Here is a 20,911-nt window from a genome sequence, read left to right on the forward strand (position 1 = left end):
GGAAATCGGTTTCGATTTCGGAAAGGATCATGCGCAAAATCAAAGTGCTATAGCGTCCTTTGCGCGTCCAAAAGGACGCGCGGCGCTGTAGGCTCAGTCGGCGCGCATCCTAGCCAGCCCGGTCGGGGGAGCAAGGGAGAAAAACCGATTCCCGAGGCTTATGTCAGACAAAAAGACGATCACGCCCCACTACGCATCCTTGCAGCGGCGGCCAACCCCACGAAGGCATCGAGCGCACGCACAGCCTCGCTTTGTCTGCAACTGGCCGACAGACGCCCCGCTTGCAGCAGGCAATCCTCAAAATGTCGCGATTGGCAGATCACCGGCGAGGTTGTAAGGGCAAGCACAGCTGCCCATCCGATCCGCCGGAGATCCGCCATGCCTCTGAAAATCGCCGTCCAGATGGACCACATCTCCACCGTCTCGATTGCGGGCGACACGTCTTTCGCGCTGTCGCTGGAAGCGCAGCGGCGCGGCCACCGGCTGTTCCATTATACGCCCGACCGGCTGTCGCTGCGCGGCGGCAAGGTGTTTGCCCGCATCGAGGAAATGCAAGTCCGCGATGAGAAGGGCAATCACTATTCGCTCGGTGAAGAAGTCCGCACCGACCTGTCGGAGATGGACGTCGTCCTGCTCAGGCAGGATCCGCCGTTCGACATGAACTACATCACCACGACGCACGTGCTCGAGCGCATCCATCCCAAGACACTGGTGGTCAACGACCCGGCGTGGGTGCGCAACAGCCCGGAAAAGATCTTCGTCACCGAATTTCCCGACCTGATGCCGGAAACGCTGATCACCAAGGACCCGCTGGAGGTCGCCGCTTTCCGCAAGGAGTTCGGCGACATCATCGTCAAGCCGCTCTACGGCAATGGCGGCGCCGGCATATTCCACCTGCACGAGGCCGACCGCAACCTTGCCTCACTGCTCGAAATGTTCGGCCAGTTGTTCCGCGAGCCCTACATCGTGCAGCGTTATCTGAAGGAGGTGCGCGCCGGCGACAAACGCATCATCCTGATCGATGGTGAGCCGGTCGGCGCCATCAACCGGGTGCCGGCCGAGCATGATTCACGCTCCAACATGCATGTCGGCGGCCGCGCCGAAAAAACCGAACTGACGGCGCGCGAACGCGAGATCTGCGCCCGCATCGGCCCATCGCTGAAAGAGCGCGGCTTTATCCTCGTCGGCATCGACGTTATCGGCGACTACATGACCGAGATCAACGTGACGTCGCCGACCGGCATTCGCGAGGTGAAACGCTTCGGCGGCGCCGACATTGCCAGCCTGTTCTGGGATGCGGTCGAGGACAAACGCAAGTAGCGCACGCTTGGCGGAACAGCGTTTTTCCGACCCAGAGCGCCGCGACGCCATCAGATTGTAGCGTTCAATTGTTCCCGTAATGTTCTTGCCTTTGCCCAAAATCTGTGGTTGTCTCCGGTGACGCCGTTCGCGGCATGATCGCATGGGCTTCGGGCGAGCCCATGTCCGGGGGCTGAAAAATGGTTGCACGGGTCCGTACGGTCGCTTTCCAAGGCATCGAGGCCGTGCCGGTCGACGTGCAGGTGATGATCGCACCGGGCAAGGTCAACATGCACATCGTCGGTCTCGGCGACAAGGCGGTGGCCGAGAGCCGGGAGCGGGTGCAGGCGGCGCTGCATGCGTCGGGCCTGTCGATGCCGTCGAAGAAGGTCACGGTCAATCTGGCGCCGGCCGACCTGCCCAAGGAAGGCAGCCATTACGATTTGCCGATCGCGCTCGGCCTGATGGCGGCATTGGGCGCCATTCCGGGTGACATGCTGGCCGGCTATGTCGTGCTTGGCGAGCTGTCGCTCGACGGCACCATCGCCGCGGTGGCCGGCGCGCTGCCGGCGGCGATCGGCGCCAATGCCGAAGGCAAGGGCTTGATCTGTCCTTTCGCCTGCGGCCCGGAAGCGGCGTGGGCCGGCAAGGATTTCGACATTCTGGCGCCGCGCAGCCTGATCGCCATCGCCAATCATTTTCGCGGCACGCAGGTTCTGTCGCGGCCGGAAGCCGGCATCCATGCCGCGGCGCGTGACCTGCCGGATCTCGCCGACATCAAGGGCCAGGAGACCGCCAAGCGGGCACTCGAAGTGGCGGCGGCCGGCGGCCACAATTTGCTGATGGTCGGACCGCCGGGATCGGGAAAGTCGATGCTGGCGCAGCGGCTGCCGTCGATCCTGCCGCCGCTGGCGCCGAGGGAATTGCTCGAAGTCTCGATGATCGCGTCGGTGGCCGGCGAACTCGGCGAAGGCAAGCTGACCGACCGGCGGCCGTTCCGCGCCCCGCACCATTCGGCCTCGATGGCGGCGATGGTCGGCGGCGGCCTGCGGGTGCGGCCGGGCGAGGCGTCGCTTGCCCATCACGGCGTGCTGTTCCTCGACGAGTTTCCCGAATTCTCGCCGCAGGCGCTCGACGCGCTGCGCCAGCCGCTGGAGACCGGCGACTGCATGATCGCCCGCGCCAACCATCGCGTCACCTATCCGGCGCGCATCCAGCTGGTCGCGGCGATGAACCCGTGCCGCTGCGGCATGGCCGGCGAGCCGGGCTATCGCTGCCTGCGCGGCGACCGTTGCCGCACCGACTACCAGGCACGCATTTCCGGTCCGCTGCTCGACCGCATCGATCTCCGGATCGAAGTGCCGGCGGTCTCGGCCAGCGATCTGATCCGGCCGGACCGGGCAGAGAAGAGTGCCGCGGTGGCGCTGCGCGTGGCCCGCGCCCGGACGATCCAACGCGAGCGTTTCGAGCGGCTGGGCGCGACCTCCGCCACCACCAACGCGCATTGCCCGCCCGCCGTCATCGAGGAGATCGCCATGCCGGATGCGTCAGGCCTGTCGCTGCTCAGGGACGCCAGCGAAAAACTCGGCTTTTCCGCGCGCGCCTACCACCGGGTGCTGAAAGTGGCGCGAACGCTGGCCGATCTCGAGGCCAGCGAGACGGTCGGCCGCATCCATCTGGCCGAGGCGATTTCCTACCGCATGAGCTCGGAGCGAATGGCGCAGGCGGCGTAGAGTGCAACGTTCGGGCGTCGGAAAGCTTGACCGCCGAGCAGTCAGCAAGGCTATGCACCGGTTCTGCTGGGCTGCCGGATCATCTCAAGGAGCTCGACGCGCAGTTGCTACCTGTCGGGAAGAGCCATCGTCGCTAGGTCGGCCAACCAGACGCCGTCGGCCGCCAGCCTGACGATTTGCGTGGCGCATGTCGCCATCGGTTGCGAGGTGCCGCCGCTCGAAGCGGGCCTGGAACGAGCTGACCCACAATACGCGCGGATCGGCGTCGGTCAGCCTGCGGGCCGGAAGCGGCCCGCGCCGGCAAGGTATTCGACATTCCGGCGCTATGCAGCCTGACCGCAATCGCCAGTCATTTCCGCGGCGGCTACTTAACCGGGATCATGAGATGTGCGTAGGGAGTGCCCGCCCACATCACATATGGCCTGGACGTGTCAGGTTTGGGGTCAGTCGGATAGCCGTGCATCATATCCGTTGCGTTGACGATCATCACGTGCGGTCCAGTCTCCACCCAATTGTTGCCTGCCTCGGGCTTCGTCGCATAAGGATCGGTGTTGCTGCCATCGGTGCCGCCGGACAGCATATACATGAAGCCGACCTTGCCCTTGGGCGGTTCCTTTTTTCCCATCCACGCCACTGCCCATTCCATCGCGTTGGCATCGCCACACATTGGATCCGGGCCAGGCGTGGCCGGGTTGTCCGGGATGCACCAGAAGCCGTTTGCGCCCTCGCGCAGTGTGCGCATTGCACCCTTCTCATCCATGGCGTGGATCGTAGCGCCGCTTCCTACAGCGGGGGGTGCGGCGGATTCAGCGCTCTTGATCATCGCAGCGTCATCGGCGGCTGCGCCTTGAATCGCAAACAAACTGCCCGCAGCCAAAAGGGCAGCGACCGTCAGAAGCCGTTTCATGGCCGTTCTCCGGTTTTGAGTTGATCTTGTGCATGATGTCAGACGCACGGCCTCCCAGAGCCGTTTGTCGGTGATTAAAATCCTAGCAGATCGCATGCACCGGGACAACGACGTTTTAGGAATGTCTAATATCTGTCGGGTGAGTCATGCTGAAGTTCTGCTGCATTAATCCGTGCATTTCTCTGTGTTGAACATCCGGCATGTTTTTTCCCGAGGTGCTGGAGCGGGCTGCGACATGTCTTCGGCCTGAGCAGGGGTAGGCGCAAAAATTTCTACCACCTGGAAACGTCCGGAGTGAGGCCAGCACGTTTGCAACGGCGGCCTGCTATCCAGCTCTTTCCTTCGCCTTCAGCTCCAGCCGCCGCGCGTGCAGCACCGGCTCGGTGTAGCCGTTCGGCTGGACCCGGCCCTTGAAAACGAGGTCGCAGGCGGCGAGGAAGGCGATGGACCTGTCGAAGTCGGGCGCCATCGGCCGGTAGAGCGGATCGCCTGCGTTCTGGCGGTCGACGATCGCTGCCATGCGCTTCATCGTCTCCATCACCTGGTCTGAGGTGCAGACGCCATGGTGCAGCCAGTTGGCGATGTGCTGTGAGGAGATACGCAGCGTGGCGCGGTCCTCCATCAGGCCAACGTCATTGATGTCAGGCACTTTCGAGCAGCCGACGCCTTGGTCGATCCAACGAACGACATAGCCCAGAATGCCTTGCGCGTTGTTGTCGAGCTCCTTCTGGATTTCTTCTTGAGACCAGTTCGGCCGCGCCGCGACCGGCACGGACAGGATGTCGTCGAGCTTTGCCTTGGGCCGACTTTTCAGCGCCACTTGGACGGCAGGGACATCGACCTTGTGATAATGGGTGGCGTGCAGCGTCGCCGCCGTCGGCGACGGCACCCAGGCGGTGTTGGCGCCGGCCTTGGGATGAGCGATCTTTTCCGCCAGCATCGCCGCCATAAGATCGGGCATCGCCCACATGCCCTTGCCGATCTGGGCGTGGCCGGCCAGCCCGCATTCCAGCCCGGTGTCGACGTTCCAGGCTTCGTAGGCGGCAATCCAGGCGGCCTGCTTCATGTCGCCCTTGCGGATCATCGGGCCGGCTTCCATCGAGGTGTGGATCTCGTCGCCGGTGCGGTCAAGAAAACCGGTGTTGATGAAGACGACGCGGTCTTTGGCGGCGCGGATCGCCTCTTTGAGGTTGACGGTGGTGCGCCGCTCCTCGTCCATGATGCCCATCTTGATGGTATTTTCGGCCATGCCGAGCAGCGCCTCGACGCGGCCAAAAATCTCGACGGCGAAGGCGACTTCCTCCGGCCCGTGCATCTTGGGCTTTACGACGTACATCGAGCCCGCGCGCGAGTTTTGCCGGCGGCCGTTCGGCCCGACATCGTGCAGCGCGATCAGCGCCGTCATCGCCGCATCCATGATGCCTTCCGGCACCTCGTTGCCGTCGCGGTCCGTTATCGCCGGATTGGTCATGAGGTGGCCGACATTCCTGACTAGCATCAGCGAGCGGCCGGGCAGGGTCAGCGTGTCGCCATCAGGCGCGGTATACGACCGGTCGGGATTGAGTTTTCGCGTAAAGGTCTTGCCGCCCTTGGTGATCTCCTCGGCAAGGTCGCCCTTCATCAGGCCGAGCCAGTTGCGGTAGACCACGACCTTGTCCTGCGCATCGACCGCGGCGACCGAATCCTCGCAGTCCTGAATGGTGGTCAGCGCCGATTCCAGGATGACATCGGCAATGCCGGCTGCATCGGTCCGGCCGATCTGATTGGCGCGATCGATGACGATTTCAATATGCAGGCCATTCCTGGTGAGCAGGACAGCTTCGGGATCGGCGGCGTCGCCGCGATAGCCGACGAACTGCCTGGGATCGGCGAGCGTGGTGGCGCCGGCGCCCTCGCCCAGCCGCAACATGCCGTTGGCAACCGAAAGCCCGTTCACCCCAGCCCATTTGCCTGTCGTCAGCGGCACCGACTCGTCGAGGAAACTTTTCGCCCAGGCGATGACTTTTGCGCCGCGTGCGGGATTAAACCGCCCGCCCTTCTCGGCGCCGCCGGTCTCGGGAATGGCGTCGGTGCCGTAGAGCGCGTCGTAGAGCGAGCCCCAGCGCGCATTGGCGGCATTCAGCGCGTAGCGCGCATTCATCACCGGGACCACTAATTGCGGCCCGGCGACCACCGAAATCTCCGGGTCGACATTTTCGGTCGCGACGGAGAAGGCCGGCCCTTCCGGCATGAGATAGCCGATCTCCCTCAGGAACCCCTTATAGGCTTCCATGTCGCTGGGCGCGCCATTGTCGCGATACCAGCGGTCGATCTGGTCCTGCAGGGCGTCGCGCTTTTCGAGCAGCGCCCGGTTCTTCGGCGAAAGATCGTGCACGATGGCCGCAAAGCCGGTCCAGAACGCGTTGGCTGCAATGCCGGTGCCCCGCAGCGCCTCGTTCACGACGAAATCATAGAACTCGCGGGCAATCCTCAATCCGGCGATTTCGACGCGATCGGTCATCGGAGGTTCTCCAGACGAAAGGCTTTGCGCGCTTTGGCATGTCAGGGTGGCAGGGTCAATTCAGCTTAGGGTGAAGGGGCGCATTTTCGCTGCCGGCGAAGCTGCCGATCTCCCCCCTCGAGGGGGAGATGTCGCCGAAGGCGACAGAGGGGGTCGGTTCGACCGGATGCGACCTCTTGCGACGGTCGGAGGTTGGCGCCCGACGTAAGACGACCCCCTCTGGCCTGCCGGCCATCTTCCCCTCAAGGGGGAGATTACCTAGACCGCAATCCTTGGCCTGCCGGACGCCACCGCCACCACATGCGCCTCGATGAACATGCGCTGACCCTCGACGGTGGAGACGCGGAATTCGCTGGCGATTTCGATCTCGGCGCTGTCGGTGCCGGCATCCCTGGCCCGCCCGGCGGCTATCGCCCGCACATCGGTCTCCGCCGCGGCGATCGCCGCCGCCTCGTCGACAAAATCGCGCACGGTTTCGCCTGACGCGACGCGAAACAGCCCCTCCTTGGGCTGGCTGACCCGCGCCTCCGCCGAAACCCTGACCTGGCCGACGACGGCGCCGAGCGCATTGGCGACGTCGGTATCCTCAGGCACTACGCAGCCATTGCCGACCAGCTCGGCCAGGCCGGCATAGTGCAGCGGCGCCGAGGCGCCGAGGCCGATCACCGGGCGGTCGAGCGCGACGCTGAGCCGTGCGATGCCGGGATGCGCGTCGACGGCGCGCTGCACCAGCGCGTGCGCCACGGTTGCCGCGCCATCCAACCCGTCCTCGGCAAAGGCGGTTTCGAGGATGTATTCCGCCGACCAGCGCGTCAGCGTCAGCAGCACCCGCTCGGAGATCGCCTCTGGCGTCGCGGCGATGTACTGGCCGCGGCCGTCGCGCTTGCGGGTGAACAGTTCGGCGCCGAGCTTCGCGGTGGCGGCATCCCAGTTGGCCTGCTTGCCCAGCACATGGGCGGCATCCGACGGCGTGAAACCCGAAATATGCACCAGGCCGCGCGACACCAGCCGGTTCAAGGTGGCGTTCTGGGCGTTCGAGGTGAGCAGCCTGTCGAGGGCGAGCGGCACGCTGCCGATCGCCTCGTACAGCCTCGCTTCCGGAGCGGTGAGGCCGGCGGCGAGCCGCTCCGGCACGCCGGTGCGCACGGCGAAGCGGCCATCCATGCGGCCGGGGTTTGGCGCCCGCAGTTGGCGCTCCAATTCTGAGGTGACGGCTTCGCCATGCACCATGCCGGCCAGCGCCAGCGGCACCAGGCGGCGCGGCCCGAGCAGGATTTTCGGGCTGAGCACGCCGTCCTCCAGCGCCACTTCGGAATCGCCGCCAAGCCCAAAAGTGCGCATGGCCACCGCCTCGACCATGGTGCGGAAGCCGCCGACGGTGGCCCCTTCCGGATCGAGCCTGGGACGGCCCTTGTCGAGCACGGCGACGTCGGTGGTGGTGCCGCCGATGTCGGAGACGACAGCATTGTCGAGGCCGGTCATGTGGCGTGCGCCGACCAGGCTGGCGGCCGGGCCTGAAAGGATCGTCTCGATCGGCCGCTGGCGGGCAAAGGCGGCCGAAACCAGGGCGCCGTCGCCGCGCACCACCATCAAGGGGGCGGCGATGCCGCGGTGGCCAAGAAAACCTTCGGTCGCCGCCACCAGCCGGTCGATCATCGAGATCAGCCTGGCGTTGAGCAGCGTCGTCAGCGCCCGGCGCGGGCCGCCGAGCTTGGCCGAAAGCTCGTGGCTGGCGGTGACCGGCAGGCCTGTTATCTCGCGGATGAGGTCGCGGGCGGCGAGCTCATGCGCCGGGTTGCGGGTGGCGAAATAGGCGCAGACGGCAAAGCCGGACACCGAGGCGCCGAGTTCCGGCAGCGCCGCCTCCAGTCCGGACAGGTCGAGTTTTGCCGCATTGCCGTGGACATCGTGGCCGCCGGGGCAGAACACGACAGGATCGGCGCCGAGCGCTGCCTTCAGCCCGTCGCGAGCAAGATCGCCCTCCGAAAAGCCGATCATCACCAACGCCACGCGGCCGCCCTGGCCCTCGACCAGCGCGTTGGTGGCAAGCGTCGTCGACATCGACACCAATTTTATGGCTGCAGGATCCGTGCCGGCTTTTTGCAACACCGCGTCGACCGCGCCTGAAATGCCGACCGCCAGATCGTGGCGGGTGGTCAGCGCCTTGGCCTTGGCCAGCACTTTGCCGTTAGGGCCGCCGGATTCCGACCACAGCACGGCGTCGGTATAGGTGCCGCCGGTGTCGATGCCGAGGAACAACGGTGAGGATTTGGTCTTGGCGGTCATATTCTGGCAGCGGTCCGGAAATTTTGTCTCCCCGCCCCTTAGCCGATACGGAACGGCGGATAAAGCTGCAAGCGCTGGGCCACGATGGAGTTCCAATCTCCCCCCTCGTGGGGGAGATGGCCGGCAGGCCAGAGGGGGGCGCTGTCCCCGCCAGCGTCGCAATACTTGGGTTCCTCGCCCCTGCGGAGCGGGGGAGAGGTGGCCGCGAAGCGGCCGGAGAGGGGGCTTCGTAAGGCGCCGTTCCCCCTCTCCGTCTCGGCTTCGCCGAGCCACCTCTCCCCCCCATTCGTGGGGGCGAGGAACCCAAGCCGAATTGATGCCGCGATCCTTCGCGCACCCCTCAGCGATAGGGCGAGACCGCCCTACGGCACCAGATCGATCTCCTCGGTCTCGCCGCCGTCGCAGGTGTAGCAGCAATCGTCGCATTTTTCGGTGTTGCCGGGGCCGACACCCCAATAGGTGCCCTCGTCGCCATCGACCCAGGCGCCGTAGCAGATCGATTCGCCATCGTTGCAGGACAGCGGGATCGACTTGGTCTCGCCGTCGTTGAGATAATAATCCTGATCGTTGCCCGGCCAGATATGGTCGCGATCCTGGCTGTAGAGCTCGACGCGCATGGCGTTGGGATGGCTGTTCCTGATCTCGAAAGTGACGTCGCCGGCATGAGCGACGGGCGCAAACAAGGCGGCAAGAAAAAACGCGACGGCAATGCGCCGCGCGGAAGTGTTAAGACACATGGATGATTCCCCCCGGAACGAAAAGGCCTGCCTGGCCGCGAGGGCGAACATGGCATGATGCGCGGAGCGGTGGAAGGGGGACGCTGGGTTTTCCCTTCTCCCTTGTTGTGGGAGAAGGTGGATCGGCGCGCAGCGCCGAGCGGTTGAGGGGTGCTGGACGGAATGAGGCGTTGGTGTTTTCTGGAACACCCCTCATCCGTCGCCTTCGGCGACACCTTCTCCCACAACAAGGGGAGAAGGGAAAAGCCGCTCTACCCCTCCACCGCCACATGCGGCGCCAGCCGCCGGATCGCCGCGATCATGTCCTGCCCCTGGACGTCGAGCGAGGAGATTTCCATGTGCACGATGTTTTTGCCGAAGGGCAGCATCCGGGTGAGCGCATTGACGGCTGAGTATTTGATCTCGTCGGGCGGCTCGCCGGTCAGCTCGAAATTGAGCATCGCCGCGCCCTTGCCGCCGGAGGCGAGCCGCACGCTGCGCACATTCTGCCAGGGCACCAGCACGTCGCCGGCGCGGCGGTCGCGAAAGCCCTTGTCGTCGAGCACGACCTTGACCGATTTGTCGAAGGCGCCGCGCGCGATGAAGAAGCCGAGCGCCAGGCAACCGAGCGCCAGAAGCACGATCACCAGCACCCACCCGCCAGCCGCGCCCGCCGCCAACCCCTGCAGCGCGCCGAAAGCGAAGATCGCGCCGATCAGGAACGGCCCGATGGCCGGGAAGATCTTGCCCGTCGCGCTGTTGCGGATTTCGAGCGGCGTAGACATTTTTCCCCGCTCACCGTTCGGGCTTCAGCAAGGTCCAGATCCAGCCGATGAAGGTGAGGACCAGGAAGGGATAGCCGGCGGCGGGCAAAGGCGACGAGGTCGGCAGCAGAGGCGCGCCCCAGAGGATCATGCAAGCCGACACGGTGAACAGCACAGCGGCCACGACAGCGGTGAGCCGCATCCAAAGAGCAAAAGTGCTCGGCGCGCTGATCATGACGAGCGCTGCCGCCCAGAGCGAAATGCCGCCGACATAGGAAGGAACGCTGGCCTCAAGGCCCGCCGCATTGCCTGCCAGCAGCAGGCTCTCGCCGGCGAGGAAGGTCAGGAACCCGGCCGCGATGCAGTCATTGCCCAGCCGCTGATATTTCATCGTCAACAGGGCGGTCGCCACCACGAGCGCTGCGCCGTCGATCGTCCATAGTGTTTCGCGCAGCGCATAGCTCGCCACGAAGGTGCCGGCAAGGCCGAAAGCGCCGCCAATGGCGAGGCCAATCGCGGCGGTGAGGTCCAGAGGGTTGGAGCGCATTTTGATGTCTGCCCAAGCCGGCCCAAGGATACGCCAAGATGGGGCGTTCTAAAAGGGTGGGACAGGGGCGCCGAAGGCGAAGATCGCTCCGATCAGGAATGGCCTGATGGCTGAAAGGATCTTGCCGGTTGGGTTTGTTGCGGATTTCAACGGTCGGAGGCGAGGGCCGAGTGACGCTGAAAGCCTGGCAGGTAACGAGCGGACGATGCGAGGCCGTTACGACTCACAAAAAATCGTGTAACAGTTCAGCTCATTTTGGGGAAGGGAGGCGTAAATTCTAAGACGAATCGAGTTTGAAAACTTCAGAAAACACACGAAATTTCGTGTTACCTGCAAAGAAAGGAATATCTTTGTCGGCCCAAATAACGCTGGTAAATCCTCGGTCCTCGACGCTCTTCGACTATTCGCCGACGTGGCGCGCTATGCGGAGTATCGACTCCCGGTTTTAAAGACACAAAATCCGTACGGCGTCTGCGCTACATACGAAATGACTAACAAGAATTTTTGTCTACCGATTGCGAATATACCAACTAACGAATATTTCTCTGAGAGTTAGACCCGGCAGCCACGCACTCGATGGCTGGAGAGCCAGTAGAAGTTTTGCTAGCGGCTACTTCAACGATCTCACAGGAACCAGAGAGGCGGTCTGCCCAACTTGGCCTACAACGGCTGCGCTTGAGAGCTCACAATCCAGGCCCATTTGGAATTACCACCGAATATCGTGCGAAGTTCGGGGGAGCCTTTTCGGTTATCTTTACACCGAATTTCGGTCTTCGAATTGGGGGACCAGTCTGTCGCAATACATGTTTGGAATACTGCGGCGCCGCGACTGGAGCCAAGGTTAGTCCGAGCCGTCTTGTCCTCATTCCGGCCCGCTTATCAAACAGGGGGCAGCGCGCCTGAAGACATTGCTATTTTATGCCCCGCGCAGCTTCAGCGCCGCGCTGGCGGGGGCCCGCTGCCTCCGGCAGCTCCCCCGCTTTCGAAGCCTGACATCGATCCACTGGATCGATGTCTCGGCGCCGCGCTGCGCGCGGTCGCCCGACCGGCTTCTCAATCCCCCATCTTCAAGGCCTGGATAAACGCCTCCTGCGGGATATCCACCTTACCGAACTGCCTCATCCGCTTCTTGCCCTCTTTCTGCTTGTCGAGCAGCTTGCGCTTGCGCGAGACGTCGCCGCCGTAGCATTTGGCGGTGACGTCCTTGCGCAGCGCCGAGATCGTTTCCCGGGCGATGACCTTGCCGCCGATCGCAGCCTGGATCGGGATCTTGAACAGATGGTGCGGGATCAGCTCCTTCAGCTTTTCGCACATCTGGCGGCCGCGCTTTTCCGCCGCCGTGCGGTGGACCAGCATCGACAGCGCGTCGACCGGCTCCTCATTGACCAGGATCGACATTTTCACCAGGTCGCCCTCGCGGTAGTCGGTCAAATGATAGTCGAAGGAGGCGTAGCCCTTGGAGATCGACTTCAGCCGGTCGTAGAAGTCGAAGACGACCTCGTTGAGCGGCAGGTCGTAGGTCAGCATGGCGCGCTTGCCGACATAGGACAAATCGGCCTGGATGCCGCGCCGGTCCTGGCAGAGCTTCAGGATGCCGCCGAGATACTCGTCCGGCGTCAGGATGGTGGCGCGAATCCACGGCTCCTCGATGGCCTGGATTTTGACCACGTCGGGCATGTCGGCCGGGTTGTGCAGTTCCTTCGTCGTGCCGTCGTTCAACAGCAGCCGGTAGACGACCGAGGGCGCGGTGGCGATGAGGTCGAGGTTGAACTCGCGCTCCAGCCGCTCCTGGATGATTTCGAGATGCAGCAGGCCAAGGAAGCCGCAGCGGTAGCCGAAGCCGAGGGCGGCGCTGGTTTCCATTTCGAAGGAGAAGCTGGCATCGTTGAGGCGGAGCTTGCCGACCGCGGCCCGCAGATCCTCGAAATCGGCGGCGTCGACCGGGAACAGGCCGCAGAACACCACCGGCTGCGCCGGCTTGAAGCCGGGCAGGGCTTGCGCCGTCTGACGCTTGTCCTCGGTGATGGTGTCGCCGACGCGGGTGTCGGCCACTTCCTTGATAGAGCCGGTGAAGAAGCCGAACTCGCCTGGGCCGAGCTCGTCGACATTGATGCGGGCGGGCGTGAAGACGCCGGTGCGCTCGACCAGGTACTTCGCGCCAGTGCCCATCATGCGGATGGTCTGGCCCTTTTTCAGCACGCCGTCGATGACGCGCACCAGCACGATGACGCCGAGATAGGCGTCGTACCAGCTGTCGACCAGCATCGCCTTCAGCGGGGCTGCGATGTCGCCTTCGCGCGGCGGCGGCAAATCGTTGACGATCGCCTCCAGCACGTCGGGAATGCCCAGCCCGGTCTTGGCCGAGATCAGCACGGCGTTCGAGGCGTCGATGCCGATCACCTCCTCGACCTGCTCGCGGATACGCTCGGGCTCGGCCGCCGGCAGGTCGACCTTGTTCAGCACCACGACGATCTCGTGGTTGTTGTCGATGGCCTGGTAGACATTGGCCAGCGTCTGCGCCTCGACGCCCTGGCTGGCATCGACGACCAGCAGCGAGCCCTCGCAGGCGGCCAGCGATCGCGACACTTCGTAGGCGAAGTCGACATGGCCGGGCGTGTCGATCAGGTTGAGGATATAGTCCTCGCCATTGTTGGCGCGGTATTTCAGCCGCACCGTCTGCGCCTTGATGGTGATGCCGCGCTCGCGCTCGATATCCATCGAGTCCAGCACCTGCTCCTTCATGTCGCGCAGCTCCAGCCCGCCGGTCAGCTGGATCAGCCGGTCGGCGAGCGTGGATTTGCCATGGTCGATATGGGCGACGATGGAGAAATTGCGGATGTTCTTGATCGGCGTGGTCATGCGGCGCGCTTTAGCAGGGGCAGCTTGCCCGGGCAAGCGGCGGGACGCCGCGCCCCGATGCAATCGCGTCAGGTTTGCGCTGCCGGGGGACCCGGCGTCGTTAAGCTTTGATCCATCAGATTAGAGCATAGCTCGCGCCCTGCGTGACAGGCAGGACCTGTCACTGTTTGGGGGCCAAGCAATGCCACAGTCTGGAAGCCATTTTCTCCGTTGCGAGAGCGGCTCCTTAGCGCCGATACTCGCCATCATGCTGATCCCGATGATGGCCGCGCTGGGCTTTTCAATCGACTACAACTCAGCCGTTGCGACCAAGGGATCGATGCAGAATGCGCTCGATGCCGCGACCCTGTCGATCACGACGCTGCCAACCAGCACGTCACTGGCGGACCGTCAGGTGAAACTGCAGGAGTCGTTTACGGCCAATAGCGGGCAAGGCACCGCCAAGCTCGACAGCTTCGTCGTCGCTGCCGACGGCACCGCCAGCATCAATGCTTCGGCCCGCTTTGCCATGCCGACGAACTTCATGCAGATGGCCCACGTCGACACGGTGCCGATCGGCGTCGCGTCGGCGGTGCGCAAGCGGCCGGCGCTGGTGCAGACCACGTTCAAGGTCGACCTGGTCTCGGGCCATTGGGGCAAGACGATGACGCTCTATGGCACGAAATTCGGCGAGACGGCGATCAACCCGTTGATGAAGATCACCTATGTCTACAACAACTTTGGTGATCCGAAAGGCTACGGCACGTCGACAGTGTATACTGTCAATGGATCGACGAGCACGAAGGTCCAGGAACAAAAATGCACAACCAGGGCGGTGTTGAGTTTCAGCAACCTGCCTACCGGGGCGATCACACAAGTTAGCGGCAACAAGAGATACCTGACCACCTGCACCAACACCATGTACCCCGCCAATGGCGCCGGCGCGGTGATCGACGTCAGCCTGATGGATGTGCTGTATCTGCAGATGGACGTGCCATCGGCTCGGCCAAACAAGCTCAAGTCAAATGATGCGAACACATCGAACCGGTTGTACATCGACGGCGTTGAAGTCGCGAACGGCAAACTGGTGGACATTTTCACCGCCGTGCCGTGCGGCCAACCCAGCCAGCAGGCCTGGGAAGATGGCGGCAATCCCGTACCGGCTCCGGTGTCCAACGCCGACTTCTTCTACACCGTGACAGGCAAATGCGATTTCAATCAGCGGCCTTCGCAAACAGTGCTTACGCAATAGGCCGACAGCTGCGGCGCGCCCGAACGGAGAGGGTCCGCACTGCATCAGATCTCAACGCCGTCCGGCCGCCCCGGGCGGCGTTTTTGTTGCAGGCAAACGCTGCGAAGTTCGAAGGAGCAGGGTGACGCCGTTTGGCTTCCCCGTTGTGGGAGGGGAAGGAGTGATCACGAAGCGGTGATGGCTGTAACGAAGGCCCAGGCGGCGGCGAAGAGCTGATGTGATCGCCATTCCGGCGCGCCACCAACCCTGGGAGACCACCATGACCAACCGCCTGACCTTGCCGGCACTTGCCTTCGCGCTTTGCTCGACGGCGCTTTTTGCCGGTGGCGTTGCGCGCGCCGAAGATGCGATGAAGCCGGCCGATGCGATGGCGACTGAGGCCATGAAACCGGCGACCGAAGCGATGAAGCCCGCGGATCCGATGGCGGCCGAAAAGATGAAGGACTGCATGGACAAGGCTGCCATGGAAACCGACGTGATAAAGAAGGACGAGGCGACCAAGACCTGCAACGAAATGGGGACGGCCAAATAGGCCGCGTCCGGAGCGGGCGGCCGATGCACGCGCCGCACGGCAATGTGAGACCGCGACGGACCTTTCTGTCGTATAATCGTAAACTCATGCATGGGAGATCAGAGATGACCGGCATTGAAAGAACCGCCGCGAAACGATTGACCAACGTCGCCTGGGGCGCGCTTGCGGCGCTGATGCTTGCGGCGGCCGGCGCCGCCTTGTGGCAGACGCCGGCGATCTCGGCCGAGGAGGCGGTGGTGATCCCACCGCCGGCGATGGACGAAAAACCCGCCGCGGGCACCGCCAAGGCGATCTTCGCCGGCGGCTGCTTCTGGGGCGTGCAAGGCGTGTTCCAGCACGTCAAGGGCGTGACCAGCGCCGTCTCCGGCTATGCCGGCGGCGACAAGGACACCGCCGCCTACGAGGCGGTCGGCACCGGCCGCACCGGGCACGCCGAAGCCGTCGAGATCACCTACGAGCCGTCAGAAGTAACCTACGGCCAGTTGCTGCAAGTGTATTTCTCGGTCGCGCACAACCCGACGCAGCTGAATTACCAGGGTCCGGACCGCGGCCCCCAATACCGTTCGACGATCTTTGCCGAAAACGATGCCCAGAAGAAAATCGCCGAGAGCTACATCGCGCAGCTCGACAAGGCCAAGGTGTTTCCGGCGCCGATCGTGACCACGCTGGAGACCGGGAAAACCTTCTATCCGGCCGAGGACTATCACCAGGATTTTTTGACGCTGAACCCGACCTACCCCTATATCGTCTACAACGACCTGCCCAAAATCGAGAATTTGAAGACGCTATTCCCAGACCTTTACAGCGAAAAACCGGTGCTGGTACTGGCCGCCAACAAGAGCTGATCTTTTGAGCAAAACCAATTGGTCGTCAGGGCAAAGCAACAGGCATGCCAAACCATCGAAATCGGCTCGAATCGGGCTTTCTCAATAGGATCGGGGAAGGCTTTCTTCACGACCCAATGCCGCTCGACTGGCAGGCCGCCTAAATATTGTGCAGTGCGGCGGTTGCCTGTCAGTCGTAGGTCAGATCCGTCGCCTTGCCGCCGAAGACGCGGTAAGCATAAAACGAATAGAAAATGATGACCGGCAGCACGACCACCGTGCCGGCCAGGATGATGGCGAGGCTTTCAGGCGCGGACGCCGCCTGCCAGATGGTCAGCCTGTCGGGCACGACGAAGGGATAGAACGACCAGGCGAGCCCGGCAAAGCCCAGCGTGAAGATGGCGGCCAGTGTCAAGAACGGCGTCAGCGCGTGGCGGTCGTCTGCTTTAGGCAGGTGGAAGGTCTGCCGCCACAGCCAGGCGAACAGCACCGCCGACAGGATCGGCAGCGGCGACAAATAGAGCATGGCGGGCCAGACGAACCATTTGTCGAAGATGCGCGGACTGGCGAGCGGCGTGGCCAGCGAGACGGCGACCATACCGAGCGCGGTCAGCACCAGCGCCCGGCGCAGCCATAGCACCGCCTTCTTCTGCAATTCGCCTTCCGTCTTGTAGATGACCCAGGCCGCGCCCATCGCCGCATAGGCGGCGGCAAGGCAGAGCGCCACCAGAGCGCCGAAGGCCATGCCGCTGAGGCCGACATCCAGGCCCAGCACATAAATCCCCAGCATGTAGCCCTGCGCCAGCGAGGCGATGACCGAGCCCAGGAAGAAGATGCGGTTCCAGCGATGCTTCCGGCCGGCCGGTACCTTGGCACGGAAATCGAAGGCAACGCCGCGCAGGATCAGGCCGACAAGGAGCAGGAAGACCGGAATGTAGAGCGCGGTGAGAATGGTGCCGTGCGCCAGCGGGAAGGCAACCAGCAGCAGGCCGACCGCCAGCACCAGCCAGGTCTCGTTGGCGTCCCAGAACGGGCCTATTGCCGCAATCATCGTGTCCTGCTCGGCGTCCTCGGCCGTCGCGAACAGGATGCCGATGCCGAGATCGAAGCCGTCGAGGATAACGTAGATCAGGATGGCAAGGCCCATCAGGCCGGCGAAGATGAGGGGGAGCAATGTCGGCCAGTCGAGGGTCATCACCGTTCTCCCTATTTTGCCGCCGGTTGCGACAGCGCCGCATCGAGAACGCCCGGCAGCGGCGAGGTATCGCCGTCCTTCGCCGCCTTCAGCGCCAGATAGACCAGCACGCCGAGATAGGCGATCAGAAGCAGCGCGTAGAGGATGAGATAGACCGCAAGCGAGAGCGCGACCTGGCTGCCGGCGACCGGGCCGACCGCATCGACGGTCTTGAGCACACCGGTGACCAGCCAGGGCTGGCGACCGATCTCGGTGGTGTACCAGCCGGCCAGCGTCGCCAGCCAGCCGGACAGCGCCATCGGCACCATAACCAGCGCCAGCGGTTTCGGCAGGGTGTGGCGGCGCTTAAGGAAAAAGGCGGCCGACCAGGAGACGACGAGCATCAGGACGCCGGTGCCGACCATGATGCGAAAAGCCCAGAACACCGGGAAGACCGGCGGATGGTTGCCGGCATAGTCGTTCAGCCCCGGCACGACGCCACTGGCGCTGTGCCTGAGGATGAGGCTGGCGCCGTCGGGGATGGCGACTTCGAATTTGTTCTCCCTTACCGCCTCGTCGGGAAGCGCGAAAAGGACCAGCGGCACATTGGGGCCGGTGTTCCAGTTGGCCTCCATGGCGGCGATCTTCTGCGGCTGATGCTCGAGCGTGTTGAGGCCATGCTGGTCGCCGGCGAAGATCTGGATGGGGATCAGGATCGCCGCGGTGAAGACACCGGTGCGCAAGGCCTTCCACATCGATTCCGAGCGGTCGCCATAGAGATAGCGCAGCGCCGACAGGCCAGCGATCAGGAACGAAACCGTCAGGCCGGAGGCAAGCAGCATGTGGACGAGCCGGTAGGGCATCGACGGGTTGAAGACGATCGCCCACCAGTCGGTTGCGTGCGCTACGCCGTTGCGCATCTCAAAGCCGACCGGCGTCTGCATCCAGGAATTGAGCGCGATGATCCAGAAGGCCGACAGGGTGGTGCCGCCGGCCACCAGCACGGTTGCCAGCGTGTGGGTGCGGTTGGAGACGCGGCGGAAGCCGAACAGCATGATGCCGAGGAACGCCGCCTCGAGGAAGAAGGCGGTGAGTATCTCATAGGCGAGCAGCGGGCCGGCTATGTTGCCGACGGTCTCCATGTAACCCGGCCAGTTGGTGCCGAACTGGAAGCTCATGGTGACGCCCGAAACCACGCCCATGGCAAAGGACAGCGCGAACACTTTCACCCAGGTGAAATAGGCGCGCATCCAGGCGGTATCGCCTGTGGCGTTGTAGCGAAGCTTGAAGAACAGCAGCATCCAGCCAAGCGCGATGGTGATAGCCGGAAACAGTATATGGAACGAGATGTTCGCGCCGAATTGAATGCGCGAAAGGATGAGCGGGTCCATAGTGGGCTCCGGCTGCTGCTTATGTCGCAGAAGATAGGCCGGATGCGCTAAACGGTCAAAGCGGCGTGGCGTCACGCGAGGCGGAACGCCGCAGGACTGCGGCAGCGCTGGATGCGTCTTCGCATGCCGATGTCCAGAACTGTCAGGAGTGCCATTGACTTCCGGCTGCGCGCACCGACATTCAGCGGACTAAAATCAACAGTTCTCCTTTCAAGCAGCCGTTTTTTTCAGCCATGCCATCGATCATTTCCATTTCCGGGGTCACCAAGACGTACGCCACCGGTTTCAAGGCGCTGAAGGAGATCAACCTCGACATCGAGCGTGGCGAGATCTTTGCGCTGCTCGGGCCGAACGGCGCCGGCAAGACGACGCTGATCTCGATCGTCTGCGGTATCGTCAACCGCTCGTCGGGCACGGTCACCGTGGACGGCTACGATATCGGCCGGGATTATCGCGCCGCGCGCAGCCTCATCGGGCTGGTGCCGCAGGAACTGACCATCGACGCGTTCGAGACCGTATGGGCGACTGTCAGTTACAGCCGCGGCCTATTCGGCAAGCCAGCCAACCCCGCCTTCGTCGAGAAAGTGCTGCGCGACCTGTCGTTGTGGGACAAGAAGGACGCCAAGGCGATCACCCTGTCCGGCGGCATGAAGCGGCGGCTGATGATCGCCAAGGCGTTGTCGCACGAACCGAGAGTGCTGTTCCTCGACGAGCCGACAGCCGGGGTCGACGTCGAGCTGCGCCAGGACATGTGGGCGATGGTGCGCCGGCTGCGCGAGGATGGCGTCACCATCATCCTGACCACACACTATATCGAGGAGGCCGAAGCGATGGCCGACCGCGTCGGCGTCATCAATCGCGGCGAAATCGTGCTGGTCGAGGACAAGGCCGAACTGATGCGCACGCTCGGCCGCAAAAGGCTGTTGCTGGAATTGCGCAGTCCGCTCGCCACCATACCCGAGACGTTTTCGCGCTACGCGCTGGAGCTTTCGCCGGACGGTGATCGATTGACGTACACCTATGACAACCAGAGCGAACGGCCGGGCGTCGCCTCGCTGCTCCGCGACCTTGAGACGGCCGGCATCCAGTTCCGCGATATCGACACGCAAAACAGCTCGCTCGAGGAGATCTTCGTCAACCTGGTGAGGAAGGACGCATGAACCTGCGAGCAGTCTGGGCGATCTACAAGATGGAGATGGCGCGCGCCTTTCGGACCGTCCTGCAGAGCATCGTCTCGCCGGTCATCTCGACATCGCTCTATTTCGTCGTCTTCGGCTCGGCCATCGGCTCGCGCATCACCGAGATCGACGGCATCAGCTACGGCGCCTTCATCGTGCCGGGGCTGATCATGCTGTCGCTGCTGACGCAGTCGATCTCCAACGCCTCCTTCGCCATCTATTTCCCGAAATTCGTCGGCTCGATCTACGAATTGCTGTCGGCGCCCGTGTCCTATCTGGAGATCATCATTGCCTATGTCGGCGGTGCGGCGACCAAGTCGATCATACTCGGCCTGATCATCCTGGCGACGGCGTCGCTGTTCGTGCCGCTGACTATCGAGCATCCGTTCTGGATGCTCTCCTTCCTGGTGCTGACGTCGGTGACCTTCAGCCTGTTCGGTTTCATCATCGGCATCTGGGCGAGAAGCTTCGAGCAGCTGCAGCTGGTGCCGTTGCTGATCATCACGCCGCTTACCTTCCTTGGCGGCAGCTTCTATTCGATCGACATGCTGCCCGGCATCTGGCGCACGGTGACGCTGTTCAACCCCGTCCTCTATCTGGTCAGCGGTTTTCGCTGGAGTTTCTACGGCAAATCCGACGTCTCGATCGGCATCAGCCTCGGCATGACCGTCGTTTTCCTGCTTATCTGCATAGCGATCGTCGCGTGGATCTTCAGGACCGGCTACCGGCTGCGGAACTGACCGGCTTACAGCAGGCTGAGCCGTGGGCTAGGCCGGCATCCCCTGAAAGATTGCCCTGGACGGCGGTCGAATAGGCGAGCGAGAAATCGCCATGCCGGCGGACCAGCGCCAGGCGCTCGGCATGGGTCAGCTCCTGCCGGGTGACCTTGGGCGCGGCGCCCTCGAGCAGGCGGTCGAAATGATTGCGCAAGGAGGGCATGGTCGAGATTCCGCGTGCCGCGCTTCGGAAT

At 63.5% G+C, this 20,911-nt stretch carries 18 protein-coding genes; 8 read left to right on the forward strand and 10 right to left on the reverse strand.

Annotated features, from left to right (window positions below):
- Nucleotides 1-378 precede the first annotated feature (378 nt).
- Together gshB and ACWTU8_RS15110 are read left to right on the forward strand one after the other, a co-directional pair.
- Nucleotides 379-1,320 (forward strand): glutathione synthase, encoded by a 942-nt coding sequence (gene gshB, locus ACWTU8_RS15105; protein WP_455848787.1) that lies wholly within the window; start codon nt 379-381, stop codon nt 1,318-1,320.
- A gap of 179 nt (nt 1,321-1,499) precedes the next feature.
- Nucleotides 1,500-3,032, forward strand: coding sequence for a YifB family Mg chelatase-like AAA ATPase (locus ACWTU8_RS15110; RefSeq protein WP_455848788.1), 1,533 nt, complete (start codon nt 1,500-1,502; stop codon nt 3,030-3,032).
- A 364-nt stretch (nt 3,033-3,396) separates the two neighbouring features.
- On the opposite strand, the gene ACWTU8_RS15115 is transcribed toward ACWTU8_RS15110, so the two are convergent.
- From ACWTU8_RS15115 to ACWTU8_RS15140, 6 genes are all read right to left on the reverse strand, one after another.
- Nucleotides 3,397-3,939, reverse strand: coding sequence for a hypothetical protein (locus ACWTU8_RS15115; protein WP_455848789.1), 543 nt, complete (start codon nt 3,937-3,939; stop codon nt 3,397-3,399).
- 325 nt (nt 3,940-4,264) lie between these two features.
- Nucleotides 4,265-6,439 (reverse strand): malate synthase G, encoded by a 2,175-nt coding sequence (locus ACWTU8_RS15120; RefSeq protein WP_455848790.1) that lies wholly within the window; start codon nt 6,437-6,439, stop codon nt 4,265-4,267.
- 258 nt (nt 6,440-6,697) lie between these two features.
- The gene (locus ACWTU8_RS15125; RefSeq protein WP_455848791.1) at nt 6,698-8,725 is read right to left on the reverse strand and encodes a hydantoinase/oxoprolinase N-terminal domain-containing protein; all 2,028 of its coding nucleotides are present in this window, start codon (nt 8,723-8,725) and stop codon (nt 6,698-6,700) included.
- Nucleotides 8,726-9,087: 362 nt separating this feature from the next.
- Nucleotides 9,088-9,462: a hypothetical protein gene (locus ACWTU8_RS15130; protein ID WP_455848792.1), complete on the reverse strand. Its 375-nt coding sequence runs from the start codon at nt 9,460-9,462 to the stop codon at nt 9,088-9,090.
- 251 nt (nt 9,463-9,713) lie between these two features.
- A complete protein-coding gene (locus ACWTU8_RS15135; RefSeq protein WP_455848793.1) occupies nt 9,714-10,226 on the reverse strand; it encodes a hypothetical protein in 513 nt (170 codons plus the stop codon).
- 10 nt (nt 10,227-10,236) lie between these two features.
- Complete coding sequence (locus ACWTU8_RS15140; protein ID WP_455848794.1) at nt 10,237-10,752, reverse strand: hypothetical protein; 516 nt, start codon at nt 10,750-10,752, stop codon at nt 10,237-10,239.
- A gap of 286 nt (nt 10,753-11,038) precedes the next feature.
- Between ACWTU8_RS15140 and ACWTU8_RS15145 the strand changes: the two genes are divergently transcribed.
- Complete coding sequence (locus ACWTU8_RS15145; RefSeq protein ID WP_455849068.1) at nt 11,039-11,308, forward strand: AAA family ATPase; 270 nt, start codon at nt 11,039-11,041, stop codon at nt 11,306-11,308.
- A gap of 497 nt (nt 11,309-11,805) precedes the next feature.
- Here ACWTU8_RS15145 and lepA read toward each other — a convergent pair whose 3' ends face one another.
- Nucleotides 11,806-13,611, reverse strand: a complete 1,806-nt coding sequence (lepA, locus tag ACWTU8_RS15150; protein WP_455848795.1) for a translation elongation factor 4 — start codon at nt 13,609-13,611, stop codon at nt 11,806-11,808.
- Nucleotides 13,612-13,792: 181 nt separating this feature from the next.
- Here lepA and ACWTU8_RS15155 point away from each other — a divergent pair, with 181 nt between their 5' ends.
- The 3 genes from ACWTU8_RS15155 (at nt 13,793) to msrA (ending at nt 16,219) form a co-directional block, all read left to right on the forward strand.
- Nucleotides 13,793-14,842 carry a TadE/TadG family type IV pilus assembly protein gene (locus tag ACWTU8_RS15155; RefSeq protein WP_455848796.1) on the forward strand — a complete coding sequence of 350 codons (1,050 nt, stop codon included), beginning with the start codon at nt 13,793-13,795 and terminating at the stop codon, nt 14,840-14,842.
- Nucleotides 14,843-15,101: 259 nt separating this feature from the next.
- Nucleotides 15,102-15,374, forward strand: a complete 273-nt coding sequence (locus tag ACWTU8_RS15160; protein WP_455848797.1) for a hypothetical protein — start codon at nt 15,102-15,104, stop codon at nt 15,372-15,374.
- Between the two features lie 104 nt (nt 15,375-15,478).
- Entirely contained in the window at nt 15,479-16,219 is a 741-nt protein-coding gene (gene msrA / locus ACWTU8_RS15165) for a peptide-methionine (S)-S-oxide reductase MsrA (protein ID WP_455848798.1), read from the forward strand.
- A 169-nt stretch (nt 16,220-16,388) separates the two neighbouring features.
- On the opposite strand, the gene ACWTU8_RS15170 is transcribed toward msrA, so the two are convergent.
- Both ACWTU8_RS15170 and ACWTU8_RS15175 read right to left on the reverse strand, forming a co-directional pair.
- A complete protein-coding gene (locus tag ACWTU8_RS15170; protein ID WP_029347886.1) occupies nt 16,389-17,393 on the reverse strand; it encodes a cytochrome d ubiquinol oxidase subunit II in 1,005 nt (334 codons plus the stop codon).
- A gap of 11 nt (nt 17,394-17,404) precedes the next feature.
- A complete protein-coding gene (locus ACWTU8_RS15175) occupies nt 17,405-18,763 on the reverse strand; it encodes a cytochrome ubiquinol oxidase subunit I (RefSeq protein ID WP_455848799.1) in 1,359 nt (452 codons plus the stop codon).
- Nucleotides 18,764-18,996: 233 nt separating this feature from the next.
- Here ACWTU8_RS15175 and ACWTU8_RS15180 point away from each other — a divergent pair, with 233 nt between their 5' ends.
- Nucleotides 18,997-19,923 carry an ABC transporter ATP-binding protein gene (locus ACWTU8_RS15180; RefSeq protein WP_029347888.1) on the forward strand — a complete coding sequence of 309 codons (927 nt, stop codon included), beginning with the start codon at nt 18,997-18,999 and terminating at the stop codon, nt 19,921-19,923.
- Nucleotides 19,920-20,681, forward strand: a complete 762-nt coding sequence (locus ACWTU8_RS15185; protein ID WP_287337508.1) for an ABC transporter permease — start codon at nt 19,920-19,922, stop codon at nt 20,679-20,681. The genes ACWTU8_RS15180 and ACWTU8_RS15185 overlap by 4 nt, the downstream gene beginning before the upstream one ends.
- Here the strand turns inward: ACWTU8_RS15185 and ACWTU8_RS15190 are convergent.
- On the reverse strand, nt 20,653-20,880 hold the full coding sequence (locus tag ACWTU8_RS15190; RefSeq protein ID WP_455839271.1) for a hypothetical protein: 228 nt from the start codon (nt 20,878-20,880) through the stop codon (nt 20,653-20,655). The genes ACWTU8_RS15185 and ACWTU8_RS15190 overlap by 29 nt on opposite strands.
- Between the last annotated feature and the right edge of the window lie 31 nt (nt 20,881-20,911).

It is taken from the genome of Mesorhizobium sp. BHbdii, assembly GCF_053848045.1.

What these genes read in the sequence shown, in the direction of transcription:
- gshB (WP_455848787.1), top strand. Translation starts at nt 379, where the DNA reads ATGCCTCTGAAAATCGCCGTCCAGATGGACCACATCTCCACCGTCTCG.
- ACWTU8_RS15110 (WP_455848788.1), top strand. Translation starts at nt 1,500, where the DNA reads ATGGTTGCACGGGTCCGTACGGTCGCTTTCCAAGGCATCGAGGCCGTG.
- ACWTU8_RS15115 (WP_455848789.1), bottom strand. Translation starts at nt 3,939, where the DNA reads ATGAAACGGCTTCTGACGGTCGCTGCCCTTTTGGCTGCGGGCAGTTTG.
- ACWTU8_RS15120 (WP_455848790.1), bottom strand. Translation starts at nt 6,439, where the DNA reads ATGACCGATCGCGTCGAAATCGCCGGATTGAGGATTGCCCGCGAGTTC.
- ACWTU8_RS15125 (WP_455848791.1), bottom strand. Translation starts at nt 8,725, where the DNA reads ATGACCGCCAAGACCAAATCCTCACCGTTGTTCCTCGGCATCGACACC.
- ACWTU8_RS15130 (WP_455848792.1), bottom strand. Translation starts at nt 9,462, where the DNA reads ATGTGTCTTAACACTTCCGCGCGGCGCATTGCCGTCGCGTTTTTTCTT.
- ACWTU8_RS15135 (WP_455848793.1), bottom strand. Translation starts at nt 10,226, where the DNA reads ATGTCTACGCCGCTCGAAATCCGCAACAGCGCGACGGGCAAGATCTTC.
- ACWTU8_RS15140 (WP_455848794.1), bottom strand. Translation starts at nt 10,752, where the DNA reads ATGCGCTCCAACCCTCTGGACCTCACCGCCGCGATTGGCCTCGCCATT.
- lepA (WP_455848795.1), bottom strand. Translation starts at nt 13,611, where the DNA reads ATGACCACGCCGATCAAGAACATCCGCAATTTCTCCATCGTCGCCCAT.
- ACWTU8_RS15155 (WP_455848796.1), top strand. Translation starts at nt 13,793, where the DNA reads ATGCCACAGTCTGGAAGCCATTTTCTCCGTTGCGAGAGCGGCTCCTTA.
- ACWTU8_RS15160 (WP_455848797.1), top strand. Translation starts at nt 15,102, where the DNA reads ATGACCAACCGCCTGACCTTGCCGGCACTTGCCTTCGCGCTTTGCTCG.
- msrA (WP_455848798.1), top strand. Translation starts at nt 15,479, where the DNA reads ATGACCGGCATTGAAAGAACCGCCGCGAAACGATTGACCAACGTCGCC.
- ACWTU8_RS15170 (WP_029347886.1), bottom strand. Translation starts at nt 17,393, where the DNA reads ATGACCCTCGACTGGCCGACATTGCTCCCCCTCATCTTCGCCGGCCTG.
- ACWTU8_RS15175 (WP_455848799.1), bottom strand. Translation starts at nt 18,763, where the DNA reads ATGGACCCGCTCATCCTTTCGCGCATTCAATTCGGCGCGAACATCTCG.
- ACWTU8_RS15180 (WP_029347888.1), top strand. Translation starts at nt 18,997, where the DNA reads ATGCCATCGATCATTTCCATTTCCGGGGTCACCAAGACGTACGCCACC.
- ACWTU8_RS15185 (WP_287337508.1), top strand. Translation starts at nt 19,920, where the DNA reads ATGAACCTGCGAGCAGTCTGGGCGATCTACAAGATGGAGATGGCGCGC.
- ACWTU8_RS15190 (WP_455839271.1), bottom strand. Translation starts at nt 20,880, where the DNA reads ATGCCCTCCTTGCGCAATCATTTCGACCGCCTGCTCGAGGGCGCCGCG.